The organism is Streptomyces sp. NPDC079020, assembly GCF_044542225.1.
In the GTDB taxonomy this organism is placed as follows: domain Bacteria; phylum Actinomycetota; class Actinomycetes; order Streptomycetales; family Streptomycetaceae; genus Streptomyces.
In genome coordinates this window covers 1-17,960 of sequence record NZ_JBITUB010000027.1, presented here as the reverse complement: position 1 = coordinate 17,960, position 17,960 = coordinate 1, and the positions used below count along the sequence as shown (strand labels likewise).

At 69.0% G+C, this 17,960-nt stretch carries 17 protein-coding genes, 1 tRNA gene and 3 pseudogenes; 10 read left to right on the top strand and 11 right to left on the bottom strand.

Going from position 1 to position 17,960, the window contains the following annotated elements; all coding sequences use genetic code 11:
- The first annotated feature begins 36 nt into the window (after nt 1–36).
- On the top strand, nt 37–939 hold the full coding sequence (locus tag ACIGJO_RS33985; protein ID WP_399964940.1) for an aminoglycoside phosphotransferase family protein: 903 nt from the start codon (nt 37–39) through the stop codon (nt 937–939).
- A 221-nt stretch (nt 940–1,160) separates the two neighbouring features.
- Nucleotides 1,161–1,919 (top strand): MerR family transcriptional regulator, encoded by a 759-nt coding sequence (locus tag ACIGJO_RS33980; protein WP_399964938.1) that lies wholly within the window; start codon nt 1,161–1,163, stop codon nt 1,917–1,919.
- A gap of 317 nt (nt 1,920–2,236) precedes the next feature.
- Here ACIGJO_RS33980 and ACIGJO_RS33975 read toward each other — a convergent pair whose 3' ends face one another.
- Nucleotides 2,237–4,366, bottom strand: a complete 2,130-nt coding sequence (locus ACIGJO_RS33975) for a restriction endonuclease (protein ID WP_399964936.1) — start codon at nt 4,364–4,366, stop codon at nt 2,237–2,239.
- Nucleotides 4,367–4,713: 347 nt separating this feature from the next.
- Between ACIGJO_RS33975 and ACIGJO_RS33970 the strand changes: the two genes are divergently transcribed.
- The 3 genes from ACIGJO_RS33970 to ACIGJO_RS33960 all read left to right on the top strand — a co-directional run bounded on the left by ACIGJO_RS33970 (nt 4,714) and on the right by ACIGJO_RS33960 (nt 6,844).
- The gene (locus ACIGJO_RS33970; RefSeq protein ID WP_399964934.1) at nt 4,714–5,157 is read left to right on the top strand and encodes a hypothetical protein; all 444 of its coding nucleotides are present in this window, start codon (nt 4,714–4,716) and stop codon (nt 5,155–5,157) included.
- Between the two features lie 151 nt (nt 5,158–5,308).
- The gene (locus tag ACIGJO_RS33965) at nt 5,309–6,241 is read left to right on the top strand and encodes a hypothetical protein (protein WP_399964931.1); all 933 of its coding nucleotides are present in this window, start codon (nt 5,309–5,311) and stop codon (nt 6,239–6,241) included.
- A 78-nt stretch (nt 6,242–6,319) separates the two neighbouring features.
- A complete protein-coding gene (locus ACIGJO_RS33960; RefSeq protein WP_399964929.1) occupies nt 6,320–6,844 on the top strand; it encodes a hypothetical protein in 525 nt (174 codons plus the stop codon).
- A 241-nt stretch (nt 6,845–7,085) separates the two neighbouring features.
- Here ACIGJO_RS33960 and ACIGJO_RS33955 read toward each other — a convergent pair.
- From ACIGJO_RS33955 to ACIGJO_RS33925, 7 genes and pseudogenes are all read right to left on the bottom strand, one after another.
- Nucleotides 7,086–7,331: pseudogene (locus ACIGJO_RS33955) on the bottom strand (GNAT family N-acetyltransferase); the annotation flags it as partial.
- Nucleotides 7,328–7,541: pseudogene (locus ACIGJO_RS33950) on the bottom strand (hypothetical protein); the annotation flags it as partial. The pseudogenes ACIGJO_RS33950 and ACIGJO_RS33955, both read right to left, overlap by 4 nt.
- A 492-nt stretch (nt 7,542–8,033) precedes the next feature.
- Nucleotides 8,034–8,480, bottom strand: a pseudogene (locus ACIGJO_RS33945) (NUDIX domain-containing protein); the annotation flags it as partial.
- A gap of 31 nt (nt 8,481–8,511) precedes the next feature.
- Nucleotides 8,512–9,219 carry an XRE family transcriptional regulator gene (locus ACIGJO_RS33940; RefSeq protein WP_399964927.1) on the bottom strand — a complete coding sequence of 236 codons (708 nt, stop codon included), beginning with the start codon at nt 9,217–9,219 and terminating at the stop codon, nt 8,512–8,514.
- A gap of 159 nt (nt 9,220–9,378) precedes the next feature.
- Nucleotides 9,379–9,660: a multiprotein-bridging factor 1 family protein gene (locus tag ACIGJO_RS33935; RefSeq protein ID WP_399964925.1), complete on the bottom strand. Its 282-nt coding sequence runs from the start codon at nt 9,658–9,660 to the stop codon at nt 9,379–9,381.
- Nucleotides 9,661–9,892: 232 nt separating this feature from the next.
- On the bottom strand, nt 9,893–11,221 hold the full coding sequence (locus ACIGJO_RS33930) for a hypothetical protein (RefSeq protein ID WP_399964923.1): 1,329 nt from the start codon (nt 11,219–11,221) through the stop codon (nt 9,893–9,895).
- Between the two features lie 37 nt (nt 11,222–11,258).
- Nucleotides 11,259–11,732 (bottom strand): hypothetical protein, encoded by a 474-nt coding sequence (locus ACIGJO_RS33925; RefSeq protein ID WP_399964921.1) that lies wholly within the window; start codon nt 11,730–11,732, stop codon nt 11,259–11,261.
- 36 nt (nt 11,733–11,768) lie between these two features.
- On the opposite strand from ACIGJO_RS33925, the gene ACIGJO_RS33920 reads away from it, so the two are divergent.
- The 3 genes from ACIGJO_RS33920 (at nt 11,769) to ACIGJO_RS33910 (ending at nt 12,757) form a co-directional block, all read left to right on the top strand.
- A complete protein-coding gene (locus ACIGJO_RS33920; protein WP_399964919.1) occupies nt 11,769–12,050 on the top strand; it encodes a hypothetical protein in 282 nt (93 codons plus the stop codon).
- A 210-nt stretch (nt 12,051–12,260) separates the two neighbouring features.
- Complete coding sequence (locus ACIGJO_RS33915) at nt 12,261–12,470, top strand: hypothetical protein (protein WP_399964917.1); 210 nt, start codon at nt 12,261–12,263, stop codon at nt 12,468–12,470.
- Entirely contained in the window at nt 12,467–12,757 is a 291-nt protein-coding gene (locus tag ACIGJO_RS33910; protein WP_399964915.1) for a hypothetical protein, read from the top strand. Before ACIGJO_RS33915 ends, ACIGJO_RS33910 begins: the two co-directional genes overlap by 4 nt.
- A gap of 43 nt (nt 12,758–12,800) precedes the next feature.
- On the opposite strand, the gene ACIGJO_RS33905 is transcribed toward ACIGJO_RS33910, so the two are convergent.
- The 3 genes from ACIGJO_RS33905 to ACIGJO_RS33895 all read right to left on the bottom strand — a co-directional run bounded on the left by ACIGJO_RS33905 (nt 12,801) and on the right by ACIGJO_RS33895 (nt 14,628).
- Entirely contained in the window at nt 12,801–13,040 is a 240-nt protein-coding gene (locus tag ACIGJO_RS33905) for a helix-turn-helix domain-containing protein (RefSeq protein ID WP_399964913.1), read from the bottom strand.
- Between the two features lie 430 nt (nt 13,041–13,470).
- Nucleotides 13,471–13,543 (bottom strand) — tRNA-Arg (locus ACIGJO_RS33900).
- A gap of 740 nt (nt 13,544–14,283) precedes the next feature.
- Entirely contained in the window at nt 14,284–14,628 is a 345-nt protein-coding gene (locus tag ACIGJO_RS33895) for a hypothetical protein (protein ID WP_399964911.1), read from the bottom strand.
- Nucleotides 14,629–14,867: 239 nt separating this feature from the next.
- Between ACIGJO_RS33895 and ACIGJO_RS33890 the strand changes: the two genes are divergently transcribed.
- Both ACIGJO_RS33890 and ACIGJO_RS33885 read left to right on the top strand, forming a co-directional pair.
- On the top strand, nt 14,868–15,245 hold the full coding sequence (locus ACIGJO_RS33890) for a hypothetical protein (protein ID WP_399964909.1): 378 nt from the start codon (nt 14,868–14,870) through the stop codon (nt 15,243–15,245).
- A 23-nt stretch (nt 15,246–15,268) separates the two neighbouring features.
- Nucleotides 15,269–17,203 carry a hypothetical protein gene (locus tag ACIGJO_RS33885; protein ID WP_399964907.1) on the top strand — a complete coding sequence of 645 codons (1,935 nt, stop codon included), beginning with the start codon at nt 15,269–15,271 and terminating at the stop codon, nt 17,201–17,203.
- The last annotated feature ends 757 nt before the right edge of the window (nt 17,204–17,960 follow it).

The following is a 17,960-nucleotide window of genomic DNA, read 5'->3' as shown; positions in this document are numbered from 1 at the left end:
GTTGCGGTCGTCCGCGGAACGGGCTTCGATCACGGGATGGTTTCTCACGGTGCGCCCGGCTCCGCCACGGCCCCCCATGCCACGGTCCCCGACGTCCCGCTCGTACGACGGCTGATCGCCGCGCAGTTCCCGCAGTGGGCGGAGCTCCCGGTCGTGCCGGTCGACTCCCACGGCACGGTCAACGCGATCTTCCGCCTGGGCGCGGACATGACGGTGCGGCTGCCCTACAAGGAGGTCGGGGCGAGCGACGCGGAGACCGAGCACCGCTGGCTGCCGTACCTCGCCCAGCGGCTCCCCGTCAGCGTCCCCGCCCCTCTCGCCAAGGGCGGACCGGCCGAGGGCTACCCCTGGGCCTGGTCCGTGTGCGGGTGGCTGGACGGGGCGAACCCGGGGCCGGACAACCCCGTCGACCCGGGCGCCTTCGCGGCGGACCTCGCGGCGTTCGTCACGGCGCTGCGCCGGATCGACACCACGGACGGCCCGCCCGCCTACCGCAGCGAGCCCCTGGCATCCCGGGACACCGCGACCAGGGACGCGATCGATTCCCTGCACGGCGACCTCGACCTCCACGCCACGACCCACGTGTGGGAAGAGGCGCTGCGCGCCCCCGCCGCCTCGGGCCCGCCGGTCTGGGTCCACGGGGACCTCCAGCCGGGCAACGTCCTGGCCGCGCAGGGCCGCCTCAGCGCGGTCATCGACTTCGGCTGCATGGGCCTCGCCGACCCCGCCGTCGACCTGATCGCCGCCTGGTACCTGCGCCCCGCCGGCGCGCGGGAGACGTTCCGTACGGCGGTGGCGGCCGACGACGCGACCTGGGCGCGGGGCCGTGGCTGGGCGCTCTCGATCGCCCTCATGGAACTCTCGTACTACCGGGAGACGAACCCGTTCATGGCGACGACGGCACGCCACGTGATCGGCGAGCTGCTCGACTCCCGCTGAGAGCAGTTCAGTACGCGCTCCTGGTCCCCTCCCGTGACGAGATGTGGCCCAGGCCGTGTTCTGGAAGTTGCCTGGTGTGCTGGCTGGGCCGTCGGGGAAAGTCGCGGGCGGCCATCCAGATCGTGAGGGCGCGGGCTTGCGATTGCCGCTGCGGCAGCTTCTACCGTCCTTAGCAGGGCCGGAGAAGCCGGCCCGGTGACGCGATCGTGAGGGAGACAGCGATGGACTGGCCTATCGCGGAGGTCGCTCGGATGTCGGGCGTGACCGCCCGGACCCTGCGGCACTACGACGAGGTTGGCCTGCTGCCGCCCGCCCGGATCGGGGCCAACGGCCACCGCTACTACGAGGAGCACCAGTTGCTGCGGCTGCAGCAGATTCTCGTACTGCGGGCGCTGGGCGTAGGGCTCCCCGAGGTCGGCCGGATCCTGACCGAGCAGGTCGATGAGGTGGACGCCCTGCGCGGCCACCACCTGCGGCTGCTCGCCGAGCGGGACCGGCTCGACGCCCTGGCAGGCAGCGTCTCCCGCACGATCGCCGAACTGGAACAGTCCAGAAAGGACGGCAATCCCGTGACCATCAACCGACCGGAGAACCTGTTCGAGGGCATCCAGCCCTCCCAGTACCAGCAGAGCCTGCGCGACTTCCCCGGGCACGCCGAGGAAGTTGCCCGAAGGGTCGCCGCGATGACCCCGCAGGACATCGAGGCCGGACAGCGCGAGCGCACGATGCAGATGATCCTGCTGGCCGACCTGATGGCCGTCGGCCACCCGGCCGACGCCGCGCCCGTGCAGGCCCAGATCGACGCCCAGTACCAGGCCATGACCGAACTGCGGCCCGTGTCGGTCGAGGAGTACCGCGCCATCGGGCGCTCCTGCGTGGACAACAGCGCCTGGCGCTCCGCCTATGAGGCGATCGCACCGGGCCTGGCCGCGTACCAGCGCGACGCCATCGAGGCGTACGCCACAACCCGGCTCAGCTGACTGGGCGCTGGGCTGTCACAGGGGACCAGCCCGGAAAGCAGTCGGTCCGTCGCACCAACAGGCTCACCTCGCCCGGCCTAGCAGTTGCCGAGCGAGGTGCTGCCCGTCATCGTGACCATTGAACCCAGGCCGAATGAGTGCCTCCCAACGAGCAGAACGATCGCTGCTGGCACTCGCGAACAAAGCCACCCGGGGATGGCACTTACGCCAGGTCACAGCCATTCGTTGATAGCTGCCGACCGATCGCGCCGACCGATCACGCGACTCATCGCTCCGGCCGGCGGACGGACGGTTCCGGAAGGCTCGTAACGGCCGGGCTAGGCCACGTCGATGCCGTACTCCTGGACCAGTTCCTCCAAACCGCCTCGGTATCCCTTGCCCCCGGTCACGAACTCCCAGTCGTTGTTCGCTCGGCGGCGGAAAGACCCCAGCACGAGAGCGGTCTCGCCGGGGCGGCCGTCGGAGACCTCCAACCGGTCGAGCGGCGATCCATCCGAGTCCAGCAACCGGATGCCGGCGTCGGTGAATCCGGAGAGGTCCGCCGCGGGATTGGCCACCGGGTCGACGGCGGCGATGACGACGAGGCGGTCGGCCCGGGCGGGCAGGGCGTCGAAGGAAACGCGGATGGCGGCCTTGTCAGGTGCCGCCGGAGGGAGCGCGCGGACGGAGCCGTCGGGTGTCCCGGGGTTGTTGAAGAAGATGAAGTGGTCGTCGTCCAGAACCCGGTCGGCCTGGCAGACGAGGGCGCAGACGTCCAGGGCGACGCTGCCCGACCAGGACATGCCCAGGACGTTGTGGCCGTCCGCTGCGGCAGCGGCGGTGTCGTCCGGTGCCGAGCGAGGTTCCGGGACGATCCGGGTGCCCCCGCCAGAGCCATTGCCAACGGCGCCACCACTGCTCTCCCCGCCACCGCCGAGCCGCCCGCTCAGCCCGTGCCGGTGCAGCAGGTCGACCAGTTCGGGTCCGGGGACAAGCTCCAGAGGCTTACCGTTGGCGAAGGCGTGCGAGCCGGGGCCGAACCCGGAGGTCGTGACCAGTACGCCCTTGTTGGCGCCCGCGTCCTGGACCGTGCCGTACAGGTCGCGTACGGCGGTCGGCGGCACCGTATTGCGGTATCGCTTGACCTGGACGACGATCTTCCCGCCGCGAATCGGGGTCGGGTCCAGGGCATCGACGTCCACGCCGCCGTCGTTGGAACGCTGGGTCGTCACTGCCTGCATGCCCATGGCCCGGAACAGTTCCGCTACCAGGGACTCGAAGGCGATGGGGTCCATCTCGTACAGATCCGGCTCCTCGCCACCTCCGTGGGTGACGACGTCATCGCCGATGTCCTGGGGAACCCGCGCGGGGCGCACGGTGCTGCGCTGGTCGGGGCGCGCGGACAACTGGCCGCGGAGGGCGTCCACCAGGCAGTCGACGGCGTTCACCTGCTCCAGATGGAGTCCGGCGAAGGTGGCGCGTGAGGCCATGACCGTCGCCAGGAACATATGCTCCCGCCTGCCGGTGGCCGGGTCGTGGTCGTCCACGAAACCGTTCAGCGCGACGGATTCCAGAGCGCCGAACTCGTCCGCGGCGAACAGCTCGTGCAGCACCAGTAGCAGGCACTGCGCGAGCACCTCCCGATACAGCGCGCGGCGCTGTGTCACCGGGCGGGCGGTCTCCTTGTCCTGGTCGGCGGACGGCATGTAGCGCACCGACTTCATCTCCGGGACCACGTCGTACCGGGGCAGCTCCCAGTTCAGTACCAACTGGCGGGCGTGCGGGTCGTAGGCGGCGATCACCTGGCGCGGAAGCTCTTCGGGCCAGGAGGTGGAGGCGTAGAGGGCGGCGGAGAAGTAGCCCACCGCGGCCTCGGCATCACCACTGCGCAGGCCCGCGGTCATCTCCGCGATGCCGGCGTTGTGCCGTCGCAACTCCGCCAGTTGGGCATCCGCCCACTGCTGGTACTGGAGCTGGTAGGCGGACAACTGCTGCTGCCGTTGCGCTTCGGCGGCCTGCGCGACGTGCCAGTCATGTTCGAACCGGGCCCGCGCCTGTACCTGCGCCTGGGCCCGCTGGGAGGCCGTCCAACCACCCTGGGCCTGGTACTGGTTCGGATGCGGCATCGGGACTGGACGGGCGAGCTGCCCCGGCGCGAAGGGCTCGACCTGCTCGGGCCGGCGGAGCGCCCCCGCGCTGAACGCCGGCGCCCTGCATCCCGTGGCCAGCAGTCCCTGCAACGCACCCACCCGTGCGTCGAGTTCATCGGTCCGGCGCCGGGCATCAGCCTCGCGCTGCTGCCGGTACGCTGCCCGCTGCTCACGATCGTTGCGTGCCAGATCCCGCTGGTGGGCGCGCTGTCGGCGCTCCTGATCCCGCTGGTACCTGGCTTGCGCCTCCTGTTGCCGTTGCTGTTGGCGCTGCGCCTCAGCCCAGATACCGACCAACCCGGTCGAGCGACGACTCATGCTCTACAGGCCCTCCCCACCCAACGCTTGGCGTGTTCACGCCGAGTTCTGGCCCCATGACCAACAGTGATGGACCGACTGTAGTCGGCAACGCCCGGTCGGCCCATCCGCCTGCACGGATGACCTGAATTCGGCTGGGGTGGCGGTCGGGTACCGTGCCGCGCCGTACCAGGGCGCGCGGGTGTTCGCAGGCGCGGTACGGCGATGCGGGGGCGGCGCGACGATGCGGAGTTTCGGAAGGCGCGGCACGGCGATGCGGAGTCGTAGGGCGGCGATCCGGTCCTGGCCGAAACGGCCTTCCCGTAAACCACTTGTCCGTGACGCACTTGGCGCGATGACATGCGTCCATGAGCAGAATGGCGCAGATCATCGTGCTGGCACGGTACGAGGACGAGGTGATGGAACCGCTGACGCGGGACGATGAAACCCGCACCTGGAGGGGCCGGTTCGAGCAGATACCCGACTGGTTCGTCGGCGGCTGGCACATCGAGTTCTTCCGCTGGAGCCAGCGCTACGGCGTGCTGAAGGACCTGGAGTCCCTGCCGTGGAACAACCCGGAGTGCGTGCAGGTCATGCTCCACGACGAGGACGACGACTGCTTCGGCCTGTGGATGTTCCGGGACGGATCGCTGGTGGAAGTGGAGATCCCGGGCACCCGACGCATCCACCCCGTCCCACCCCCATGGGGAGCGGACAGCCCCCGCCCCGGCGTCCTGCTGCGGGCCGAACCAGGAGAATCCCCGCTCGAACACTCACCGGAGCACGCACAGGACCCGAGGCTGTCCTGGTAACCAGGGCGAATGCCCCTTCCTTGGACCGCTGTCCGCCTCGCCCTCGGTCGTGAAGGGCGGAGGAGGGTGCGGCTCCGTTGCTGACGGCAGGGGCAGGGGGGCGGGGGCGGCGTGCAGGGGTTGGGGGTCGGGAGTCGGGAAGGCCCGCCGTATGGGCCTCGGTACCCCTTGGTCTGCGGTCACGCCACGCGCTGCCGCCACGAGAGGGGACACCGTTGGAACAGTTGCGGAGACTCGCCGACGCTCACGCCGGGCGCAGCCAGGATCCGGTGCGACTCCGTCCCCGGACGTGGGCTCTCGTGGCTGGAGCCGCACGGGGCCGAGCGTGTTCTCTCGATCGGTGCGGAGTGCCCGAACGGGAAAAGGGGGACCGCCGGATAAGCCGGGACGACCTGGCGGAGCTCAGGGAACGGCGGGCGACGACCGTGATGGGCTGCGCGATCTGTTTGTGGCCGTCATGATCTGGGGCTCTGGCACGACCAATGGACGCGGCCCGCGCCATACGGACGCGGCTCTGTCGGACACCCGTATCCAGGCGGCCCCGCGGACCACCCGGGACTCGGTCCGGAGCGGGGATCTGCGGCTGGTCTACAGCCAGTTCGTCCTTGCCGGTGTCCGACGCTCCTTCGCCACCAAATGGCTCGCCGCCGTGGATGACCGGGGCTCCGGGGAGGCGCGGGCCCTGATCCCCGACGACCGGGTCTTCCGTTCGCTGAATGCCCTCGGGTGGTCCGGCCGGAAGGCGGCGGGCACCCGCCATTGGCCGACGAGGTACGCCACCTGCGTGAGCGCGATGCACGGATGGGCAGGGTCGATCGGAGTCACTGCCGAGTGGTTGGAGTGGCTGCTTTCCACCTCAATGGTCAGGTGCACGCGCAAGAGTGTGAGCGCGCATACCGTTTCGGTCCTGCGGCTCCTGTTTCCGTGGCGAGGTGGGGTGGCTTGGGGCCTGACCCGTGCCGACGGGAGTCTGAAGGGGGCTGACTTGGGTTCCCGCGTCGGTGGAGGGGGCGGGTGGAGTTGTGGCGCGACTGCGGCATTCCTTCGGGCGACCCGCTCCATAAAACTTGAACACGTTCAATAATGTTGGCAGGATGCCAAGTGCGTGATCGGCGTTCGGTCGATCCGCTGCCATGCGTGGTCGCGACGGGGGCTCCGGATCATGAAGACCAACTCGCCCGGCCGGGCAAGGCTCCGGGCCGCGGCTCTCCTCGCGTGCCTGTTCGTGCTGGTCGGATGCAGCCCGCACATGTACGACGCGGTACCCGCGGTGCATGACGCGAAGCGGGCGGAAGTCGTGGGTTCGTGGCTCTGCGTCGACAGTACCGAGGTCGCTTTCCAGCCTGACGGAAGGGCCGTCGTCAGTCTGCTGGACGGGAAGGAATTCGACTTCGACGACGGGTGGAGGCTGTCAGGCACGGGCTTGTGGGAGCTGACGGACAAGCGCACCGGATGGAACGACGGCCAGCACGTCCGGCTGACACTCACCTCACGTACGGCCTCGGCGACTCGCGCCCCGGATCCCGACGAACCTCTCGATACGCCGGGCGGGAACGGTCCGGCCCCCGAGACCTACACTTGGACGTTCGAGCTGCGGCGCGGCGCCGGGGAACAGCTGGCGTTGTACTTCTTCTTCGGCGACCCCGACTCGCGCAGCACCTATGTCCTGAACAAGAGGCAGCCGTAGCCCTGGCCCTGCTGCGCAACGGTGGCCAGGTGTCGCCGTCACCGGCGGTAGGTGGACGCGGCCGCGAAGGCGCTCGGGGGAGCGATGCCACCAGGTCAACTGGCCGCCCTGTACGCCATGGTGACTGTACGAGGCCACGATGAACAGGTGACAACCGTGTGTTCGCTCCGTCCGCCAGCAGACGCGCCTTCGGGCGTCCTGTACGACGACGCTCCCAAGAGCCGCCGTCGCAGGGTCGTTAGCGGTCGCCGCGTTCGATGGTGTTGCCGTAGGCATAGCCGACCGGTTCGTCGTCGGCGTACGCGAGGACTGTGACGAAGCCCGGTTCCATGCCGTGGCGGTCCAGGCGTTCACCGAACGTGGTCACCGCGTAGTTCGGCAGGTGGAGGAGTGGGGCACGTACGTCGGCGTAGACGTCGAGGAGGTCGCTGCGGACAGGGACGAGTGTGGTGAAGGTGCGCAGTTCGATGGCGGGGGCCGTGGTCATGCGGTGGTCCTCCGGGCGGCGGCGTGCTCGGTCCAGGTCTGCGCGGTAGTGCTGCCGGGTGGTGGCGCGCAGGGCGGCGCCGAACTCCTGGAGCATGCGCACTACCCGGGTGTGATGGGCGGCGACATCAGCATGGACCTTCCTCGCGGTGGCTGTGGCGACATCTGCGGCACCCTGCGCGAGCCGGGTTGAAGCGGTGGCCGTCGATCGTGGCCCCCACCGACGAGGAGCGGAACAGTGCTGCGGAGGCGCACAGACTGCGTGGTGCTGCCCACGTTCTGAGGGTTCAGTGCCTCGTTGGCAAGCAGGATCGAATCCTTGCTGGGGGTGCTTGACGCTGCTGTGTGATGCTGTCGCTCATGGCCAGAAGCTGAGCGGGCGCGTACCTGACCCCGCGCGTGACGCCCTATGTCGGATGTCCGCTCACGCAAGAAGCCCGCGGCTTGCAGGGGGAGGTGCAGATCAGGGCCGGATCGGCTCACTCGGTGGGCGATGACGCGGACTTCTCGTACTGAGAGCCCACCCCGAATATGCTCTCCAACTGTCCCCGCTGGTGTTCAGAGTGGTTTGCCAGGGTCCTGACCTGCGTTGAAGCGGGTGCTGGTGAGGCTTCTGAAACAGCCCTGGACGTGGGCGAATGAGACCAGAAGTGAGACGGCGAACCCGTGCATTCGTCCTGGCCAGCACGGCCTGGTCGAGCCCTGCTTGTGGCGGCTCGCCATGTTCCAGGTAGGCGGTCAGGCCGTCCGCGCGGGCCTGGATGCCGGCGGTGATTCGGCGTACGAGGCGGGGGATGGTGAGTTCCGGCAGCCGTTCGGCGTGGTGGAAGTCGTAGCCGCGGATCTCGTTGGCCTGCAGTGCGACCTGGTTTCGGTGGTCTGTGCTGAGACGGCCGCCGTCGAAGAGGTAGAGGACCTTGTCTCCCTCTCCTGGATTCGGTGCCCAGTCCACGACGAGCAGGCGGCCGATGCGGGGTTTGATGCCCAGTTCCTCGTGGATCTCTCGCGTGCAGGCCTGCAGGGGTGACTCGCCTCGTTCGACGTATCCACCCGGGATGTCGCGGTAGTCCTTGTAGGACGGTTCGACGAGCAGGACGCGATCGGCTTCGTCGAAGAAGAGAGCGCCGGCTGCCATGCGGGGGTGGGCCATCCTCGCCTCATGCTCGTTCACAGGATGGACTCTAACCGCCTGTGATGATGTGAAGCCTGCGGGCCAGGTCCGCTACGGGCTGGGACGGGCGACCTCTTGTGCCGCGAATCCAGCCGATGACCAGTTCCCGGCTCAGGTAGTGGTGGCGCACCTGTTCAGGCGCGGCCTGTTCGGCGTCCAGCAGGATGGACAGAGCCTCGTCGGTTCGGTTCCAGGCGCTGAGCGCTCGGACGACTTCGAGGCTGTGCCGTACTCGCCGTTCCACCGGCATGCCGCTGGTGTCGATTCGCGGTCCGATGTCGACCGCTATCTGTAGGTCTCCGAGCTCCCTGGCCGTTGCCACGCAGTGGATGGCCACGTTGGTTGGTCCGAAGGCCGTCCACATGTGGTTGGCGTCGGCGCCTGACCGGTGTGCGGATTCGTCAGCTTCCCGGAGGAAGGTCTGCGCTGTCGCTCGGTCTTCTGCTCTTGCAGCCGCCATCGCCCCGGCGAGGAAGAGTGCGCCGTACACCGATAGACACTCGTCGTCCGCGCCGCCCAGTTCCGGCTGCATCACGGCTGCTGCGTCGTTCACCAGCTGGATCGCTGAGGTGAAGCGGCCAGTGGCCAGAAGGCAGTGTGTGACCGACCGGATGAGCGAGCCTGTTACCGCGCTCCGGCCGCTGTGCTGCGCAGCTACCAGACCGCGATCGGCGGCGATCCACGCCAACTCTGGCTCCCCGACCTTGCCCAGCACCATCGCCGCACCCTGGTAGGCCAGGGCGAGCAGGGCATGGGCCTCCTCCCGTTTGTGCCCCGAGTGTGCACGGGATGCGGCGAGGGCATCGGCAAGGACGAAAGGAAGGCGTCGAGAACCTCCTTCACGTCGGCCCGGAGATCCTTCAAAGGGGGAGGTTCGTCATCGGGAGGAGACCCCAGCAAGGGCGTGAGTTGCTTGTAGTCCATGAGCGCTTCGCGCAACGCGGGGATCGTTCGGCTGCCGCTGTCGCTGGACCAATCCATGAGGGTCGGCTCGGCAAGCAAGGCCCCGAGAGACATCGAGGGCCTTGGCGAGTGAGGTGATCACCGAGAGGCGGTCGAGTTCGATCCGGTTGTTCTCCGCTTTGCTCAACCAGTCCGTGGTGCGTCCGACAAGGCCGGCCAGGACTTCCTGGGAGAGGCCGCGTCGTGGTCCCCGCACGCGCGGGGATGGACCGCCCGACGTGGACGGCGGGCGCTCGGTGATCAGGTGGTCCCCGTACGTGCGGGGATGGACCCGCGGATGGTTGGGGCCGGTACCGATACCGGTATTTCACGTGGTCCCCGAAGCAGCGGGGATGGTCCGTATCTCTTTTTGCGGATGAAGTCGTCCCCGCACCGCGGGGTTGCCCCCTTCGCCTTCGGGCGGAGGGGGCTGTTTCGTACGTTTGGGGTCAGGTGCCCAGTACGTCCATTAGGTGGTCGTCCAGATCGGCGACGAAGTCTTCTCGCCGCCAGGGGCGGAGTTCCGTGCGCGCTCTGCGGAGCCGGATGGCTGGCACCCGGCCGCCGGTCGTGGCGGCTGCGAGAACACAGTCGTGCAGCAGATCGGCCGCTGCTCTGGGGTCGCCCATGCGGATCCGGGCGAGTGCCTGGTCTGTTGTCACAATGGCCCGCTGCACCTGCTCGCGCGGAGCCGTAAGGGCATCAGCGGACGCCGCGAACCGGTCGTGCGCCCGCTCGGGGTCGCCCACGTACAGCTCGCACACGCCCTCGAACCCGCGCAGGTGGCCAGCACCGAAACTGCTGCCCGAGGGGTCGACGCCCTGGTCCTCGATGTCGTACCACGCCAGCCCGAGCGCCGCGTGCGCCTGGCGCTCCAGTCCGGCCCGTGCGGCGACTTCGGCTTGCAGCGCGTGTGCGCGTGCCCGGACCCTGGCGCTGTCCCCGTGACGCGCGGCGCGTACAGCCTGGTCGACGAGGAGTCGAGTGTCCGCGAGATCAGGCGACGAGTAGAGGGTGACGAGTGCATGGCTCATGTGCACGGCCGCGCGCCGCCACGGGTCGCCCAGCTGTCCGGCCTGGGCGGTGGCAGCGGCGTACAGGGAGCGAGACGCTTCGGCGTCGCGGGTCTCGAACGCGAGCCGCCCGGCGAGGGTGCAAGCGGCGACAGCTACCTCCCGCAACTGCCCGGCCACCGGCTCAGGCAGAGATTCAGCCTGGAGTTGGCGGCACGCATCGACCACGGGCGCGAGCAGCAGTTGCAGGCGGACCATCGGAACGGCGCCCACCTGCGCGTTGGCGTCGGCGACGACCGCAGCGAGCCCAGCCGCAATCCCTTCGTCCGCCCGGCCCGGGTCGGCCAGTGCAGTGGACAGACGGGCCTGCATGCCGGGGGCCAGGAGGGCGAGCATTCCGCCGGTGTCCGTAGCGGTCCGGACGAGCGCGGTGCGCAGGGCCGCGATGCGGGTTTCGCTCTCGCCGAGGTCGAGCAGAGCACCCAGGAGTTCGGCGAGATCTGACCCGGTGCCGACAGCCATCTGTCCGGCCGGGGTCCGGGCGTAGAGGTGGGCAAGCAGCAGCTGGTACCGCTCGTCGGGCAGCGTTGGTGCAGTGGACTCCCACCGGGCAACAGACCGCTGCACGCTGGACACCGCTGGCAGACGCCGGTGGTGCAGGTCCTCGGCAAGCTGGGAGATCGCACGCGCGACGTCGGCGAGGGAATACCCGCGGCTGTGCCGAAGGCGCTTCAGCGCCAACGCTCCCGCAGCCCTGGTTCCCATCCGGCCATAGTGCCGTACGTAACGCCTGCGTGGGGGGCTAGACCGGGACGACCAGCCGTGGCTTCCCCACCTCTGCGGCGTAGTTGATCGTCTGCCATGTTCCGGTCGACGGCTCGGTGGAGTGGGGGAACCCAATGGTCATCGACGCGTGATCGACCATCCACCGATTACGTGCGTGGTACGCCGCAGTCCGCAGCTCGGCCGCTCCAAGCTCCACAATCGCCGTGATGCGGTCCCTCGTTCGAGCGATGGCCTGCCGCGCTTCCGCCGGCTGTTGGTCGACAGTGCCCGGCGCGACGATCGTGATGTCCGCGCCCGTCCGGCCTGCGAGCCACAGCAAGGTAAGTGAGTCGATGCCCTTCGCGCCGCCAATGTAGAAGTGGGCCTGCGAGAAAGGGCGAAGGTACAACTCGAACAGATCAGCGTAGTCAGCGAGGGGCCGGTGCCCCGTGGCCCGGGTGCCGGAAATCGCCACTGTCCGCATGATCAACTCCCTGTCATAGGTTGTCATATCCCGCAGCAAGGCCCCAGTTGAGACCGTCGATGCATGGACGCCACCAACCTGCAGAAACTAGCGGGCCACCTGCGAGAACTTGGACTGCGGGTCGCCACGCTCGAACCCGAGCCCCGACTCCACGCGACCAACCCTCTGCACGGAATCCTCGCTGAGGAGATTGTCGCCGTCGGCACAACGTACGTCACCGGCTTCGGGTACGAGATCGGGGAGCACGGGCACGAGGGCCAGTGCGCGACCCGTATTGCGCACCTGCTCGCCGTACCCCGTACCAGCCCGGCACGCACGCCGTCCGTTCCCGAGGTGCGTCGATGACCGCGAGGACGGGCCACCTGCCCGCGGTCAACGCACTGTCGGAACAGCAGCAGCGTGGTACGGCGTGTACGTGGTGCGCGGCCCCGCTCGGCACCGACCTGGTGTCGATCTCGGCGAACAGCGCGTCCGGCCCGCCAACGGCGCCGCGTACTCGTGGTTCCCCCGCGAGTGCCTCGACAAGCTGGCCTGCGCGGGGCGGAGGACGGCCCGGTGACGGCCGTGGACGCCCGCCTCACCCGGCCGCTGCCGGACGCCGGGACGCTGACCTGGGGTCAGTCCCAGGGGCGCGCCTGCATCTGGTGCAGGCGCCTGCTCTCCCACGGCGCGGTCATGGTGGGCGTCATTCACGATCAGGTCGGCGCCCACCGCCTCCGCACCGAGGTCTGGGCCGGACCCTGCTGCTTACGGAGTGACCAGTGAACTGTCACCACCGCAACGGTGTGCACCCGTTCCCCGTCGAGACCGCGACCACGGCCCGCTGCCCCGAGCACGGGATCACGCTCCTGTGGCACGGAGACCCGATCACGGACACCGAACTCTCCGAGGCCGCGGCTGCGGAAACCCGGCTGGACGACCTGCTGTCTATGGCAGAGGAGTTGCGCGGCGACACCCACAGCGCGCACTGCCGGGCCGCTGCCCTGCCGCACCTGGCGGACGGGCATACCCACTGCCGGCGGGCTGACTGCGCGTGCTCCTGTCATACCTGACTCCCGTCCGTGGCTGTGTTGCGTCGGCCGGCCGCGGGCGGGGCTACTCCCGGACGAGCTCGGCGAGCGGGACACCGATCGCGTCGGCGATCCGAATGAGGGTGTCCAGCCGCGGGGATGCGTGTGCCTGCTCGATGTTGCTGTACGTCGCGATGCGGATCCCGGCCCCAAGCGCTACCTGTTCCTGGGACAGATTGGCGTAGAGACGCGCGGCGCGGAGATGCCCACCGACGGCGCGGCGCCGCGCAAGGACGCGGTCGTCGGGCATCGGGTGGTGGTGCACCTGCCCACGTTCGCGGGCATCATGATCATTTGTCTTTACGGTTTACCGTAAAACGATGGATCACGGATGCTTCGAACGCGCCCGGACTGTGTCACTCCACGGGGGGATTGCGGCTTGATTCGAACACGTGTTCCGATGGATGCGCGCACCACGGAATTGCGCCTCGAACGTGCCGGGCAGTAAGGGCGGCACCCTCATCGCCCGGTACTTGGCGGCCCCTCGCTTCGGCGGGGGGCCGCCTTTATGCGTCAGGGGGTCCCACCTGCGGTTACCCCTTGATCCACTGGGGAGAATTTGGGGAGCAAGGTCATGTGCTCAGAGCGGGAGAGAGCGTGTGAGGCCGTGCGGAGAGCGGGAGCCAACGGAGAAGGGCCAGGCTGGGCATGCGCCCTGACCTGGCCCTTCTTGGTATCTGCCCTGGCAGACGCTGTGCCCCCGGCAGGATTCGAACCTGCGACACCCGCTTTAGGAGAGCGGTGCTCTATCCCCTGAGCTACGAAGGCGGGGGCTTGTCAAAAACCTTGCCGGAAACCCCAGTGGGGAATGCCGGGCGGGATGTGACAAACGCCCTGGTCAGGCTTCTCTCGGGGCGATGCTGGGAGGAGTCCGGAGGGACACTTTCCCGGGCAGGTGCCCTGAAGGTCGACCGATCGCTGACAGCCTAGCGGATTGGGGTTGCGGAGGTCGCCCCCGTTGCCGCTATGCGCCGCCATGCATTCATGCCATGCCTTCTGACCTGGGATGTTCCGGCGAGGAGCGTAGGGACAGGAGCGTGCGTGAACAAGGTGTCGATGCTGGGCGGGCGAGGTGGGATGTCCGTTCTGGCGCGTACAACGCGGGCAAGCGTGCGAGCGAGGCCCTCCATGCGGTGACCGACCTGCGGCGGGATATCGACCGGTTGTACGGCGAGCTCTAAGGGCTGCGCCGGGATGTCGGAGAGGTATTGGCGTTGCTGCATGCCAGGGCGCCGCCCGCCGTGGACTCGGAGGCGGGTGACGGCCTCGGGCGCGATGACCTGTCGCATTGAAGGTTGAGCGATTCTCATCAAAGGTTGAGTGAGGGCACGGTGCAGGTGAGTTCTCCGGTTACCGGCTGCCGAGGCGGCCGACCTGCCAGTGCCCCCGGCCTGTGACGTCCACGAACATCGCGTGGGCGGCCAGCACCTCCCGGACAGCGGCCATTCGCTCCGTGTGCCCGGCACCGGGGACAGCCTCCCTCAGGCGCTGCACGATCGCCGTACGGGTCAGAGGCTCCCGCGACGTGACCAATGTCCGTGCGACCCGATGCAGCAGGTGTCGCCGGGCCTCCCCAGCTCCGCCTGCCGCCACCGGTCTTCACCGCGAGTGTGCCGCTCAGCGTGGGCGGCCATCCGCGTTGAGACGTGCTCCAGGACCACCGGCCACACCGGCTGCCGCTGCGAGGGGACTCGTGGGTGCTTCTGCTGCCGCCAGTACAGCGCCCCGTCCACCGCCCCGACCACCACCGCCGCGGCCGCCAGATGCTTCGGGCTGCTCTGCCGGATCACCCCTTTCACCAGGTGCTCCGTGATATTCAGGAAGACGCTGGCCTGCCGTTCCAGGTCGATCATCTTGCCCTCCATCACCTCCACGTCTCCCAGGGCCGAGCGCAGCTCCCGCCACTCCTTGACCGCGAGCCCACTGTCGACCAGGTCCGCATCGGTCCCGATTATTTGGAACAGCGTCTGCGCCAGGCAACGGGAACGTGAGGGGTTTCCGAGAGCTTCTACCTGGTACCGGCCTGGCCGACGCGAGGCACCGCCCGGCCTATAACCTGAGCAGGTCGCGGCTAGTGGATGTCAGGGGTGGGATGAGCGGCGAGCGGGAACGCCAGGCTGCGGTGGTCGAGTACTGGCGGGCGGTGGAGCTGTTCAGTCCGCAGAAGGTTCCGGCCGTGTTGTCACGGGAGCGGATCTACGAGGTCGCGGCCGACCGCGCTTTGCCCTGGGAGGACGGTCATCCCGTACGGAGTCTTCCACTGGATCCTGGGTATGTCTGGCAGCACATCGTCTATGGCGGCTGTTTTGCCCTCGCGGACGTCCGCGACACCCTGCTGGAGGTCTTCGGCCGGGACGAGGAGGACGTGGACGGGCGGATGGATGGCGATTCCGCCCTGTTCGCGCTGACGATCACCCAGAGGACAGCGATCAGCAGGACTTCCTGCACAGCTTCATCGCCGACGACCTGAAGCGGGTGGTTACGGCGCTGCCCGTGTCCGGCCCCGGCGCACCGCTTGAGGCGTATCTGACCCCGGACGCGGAGCTGAACGGTGCCCGGCGCATTGATCTGCGGGTGCGGCCCGAGGAGGCGCTGGCCGGGGTGGAGCCCCGGGCTACCCCACCGGACCGCTGGCCTGCGGAGAGCGCGCACCCACTGGCGCTGAGCCATCAGTTCGCCGTCAACTCCATCAAAGCTGAACTCTCCTGCGGTGGCGACCTGTTCGCCGTCAATGGGCCACCGGGTACCGGCAAGGCCACCATGCTCCGCCACAGCATCGCCGACCTCGTCGTGGAGCGGGCGGTGCGGCTTGCCGGGCTGCGGCTGCCGTCGGCTGCGTTCTCGGGGACCGTCCACCGGTGGAAGAGCGGCAAGTACACCCGTACCGTCACCGAGCTGCTGCTGGAGTTCACCGGCTTCGAGATGGTGATGGCCTCCGCGAACAACGGGGCGGTGGAGAACATCTCCACCGAGATCCCGGCCCGCGACGCGCTGGGCGCACAGTGGCGCGAGGACGCCGACTACTTCGCCGAGCAGGCCACCCGGCTGTTGAAGGGCGTCCCGGCATGGGGCGCCGTCGCAGCCCGGCTGGGCAGCAGGAAAAACCGCATCGAGTTCGTCAACCGCTTCTGGCGCGGCAAGGAGAAGGCCACCGACCACAACGCGCCTGCCACCGCGCGCCGTGCCCGCCCCGGTGCTTGGAGTGACAGCGGCCAAGGGCTGTCCCAGTTGCTGCGTACGTACGCCACGACGTCGCAGACCGGCGTGTGGCACGAGACCAGGGACCGCTTCCAGAGCGCGCTGGCCGAGGTACAGCGACTGCGGGACGAACGAGACGCGGCAGCCGCCGCTCTACGCGCCCTGTCTGCCGCTCGGACGGCCGTCGAAGCCGCGGGGTCGGCCGTCACCCAAGCCGCCGATGCGCTTGCGCTCCGCCGGGAGGCGGTGTCAGCGGCGGAACAGGCGCTGGCCCTGGCGCGGCAGACGTGTGACAGCGCCGAGGGACGGCGCCGGGAGCATGCCGGCCGCCGTCCCGGCTTCTGGATCACCCTGTGCACCTTCGGCCGAGCCGCACGCGACTGGCACACCGAGGACCAGGCCCTTGCCACGCGGGAGAGGGACGCTCAGGCCGCATGGCAGGAAGCCGACTCGGCCGCCCGACGCGCACGGGCAGCCGTCGATCGGGCCGACGTCGAACTCGGCGAACGGCGGAAGTCCTTCACCAACGCGGTCGGGCACTCGCAGGCTCTGGACCGTACAGTGTCCGAGGCCCGGACCGCCTGGGGTGCGCACGTCCCGCAGGAGGTCTGTGGCTCACGGACGACAGCGCCCGGGAGCTGGCCGCTCCCTGGGCCGATCCTCAGATCACTCGGGCCCGGTCCGAGCTGTTCTTCGCCGCGCTCGACCTGCACCACGCGTTCCTGCGGTGCACCGCCAAGACGATGCGGGCCAATCTCGTGGCCGCAATGGACGTGGTTACCGGCGGCGCGCCAGCGACGCTCAGCGAACCTGTCCGGCGCGCCGCCTGGCAGAACCTGCTCCTGGTCGTCCCCGTGGTGTCGACGACCTTCGCCTCCCTGGACCGCGTGTTCGCCGGGATCGGCCGCGGGGCGCTGGGCTGGCTGTTCATCAACGAAGCCGGACAGGCCACTCCTCATATGGCCGTGGGCGCGCTGTGGCGTGCTCAGCACACGGTGGTGGTCGGCGAGACCCCCTCCCAGCTGGAGCCGGTCGTGTCCCTGCCCTGGACCGCCCAACAGGCGTTGCGGCGCGACTACGGCGTCGACGAGGAGTGGGTGCCGGGCGCACCTCCGTCCAGCAACTGGCCGACCGCGGCAACCGGTTCGGCACCACGTTGCCCGCCAAACTGCCCGACGGTTCGACCGAGGTCTGGGTCGGCGCGCCACTGCGTGTGCACCGCCGCTGTGACGACCCCATGTTCACCATCAGCAACGTCATCGCCTACGACGGCCTCATGGCCAACGGCACTCCCGACCGCGGCCCCTACCGCTATGGCCCGCCAGCTCGTGGGTGGATGTCGTTTCCAGTCGGGCGGAAGGCCACTGCATCCCCGAGGAAGGCCGGGCGCTGCGGCAGATCCTGGAACGCCTCGCCGCCACCGACGGCATCGATCCCGCCCAGCACGTGTACGTCATCAGCCCCTTCCGCGCCGTCGTCGCCGGCGCGCGACAGGTCTGCCGCGGACTGCTCCCCACGGACCGGGTCGGCACCGTCCACACCACCCAGGGCAGGAAGCTGACATCGTCATCCTTGTCCTCGGCACGGACCCCGCCCGCCCCGGCGCCCGCGCCTGGGGCGCTTCCCGCCCCAACCTCCTCAACGTCGCCGTCAACCGCGCCAAACGCCGCCTGTTCGTCATCGGCAACCGCGACGCCTGGCGCGACCAGCGCCACTTCACCATCCTCGCCGCCGAACTGCCCCAGCACACCTGGCACCCCGCCAGCACGTGACCAGGCTGGGCGTAGACAGACAGACAGACAGGCGGCGACGTCGGTTGCCCGGTGCGATCTGCCCAGAAGGCGCGTCGGTAGCAACGTGGCAGGCGATCAGGGCAGTTTCGACAAAGGTAGTGAGGTGACCCCCGGAGTGTGGACACAGGGGTTCATGCTGCGAGTGAGAGTTTAGCTGTCTTGTGGTGGTGCTGTTCGAACTCCATCGGGGAGAG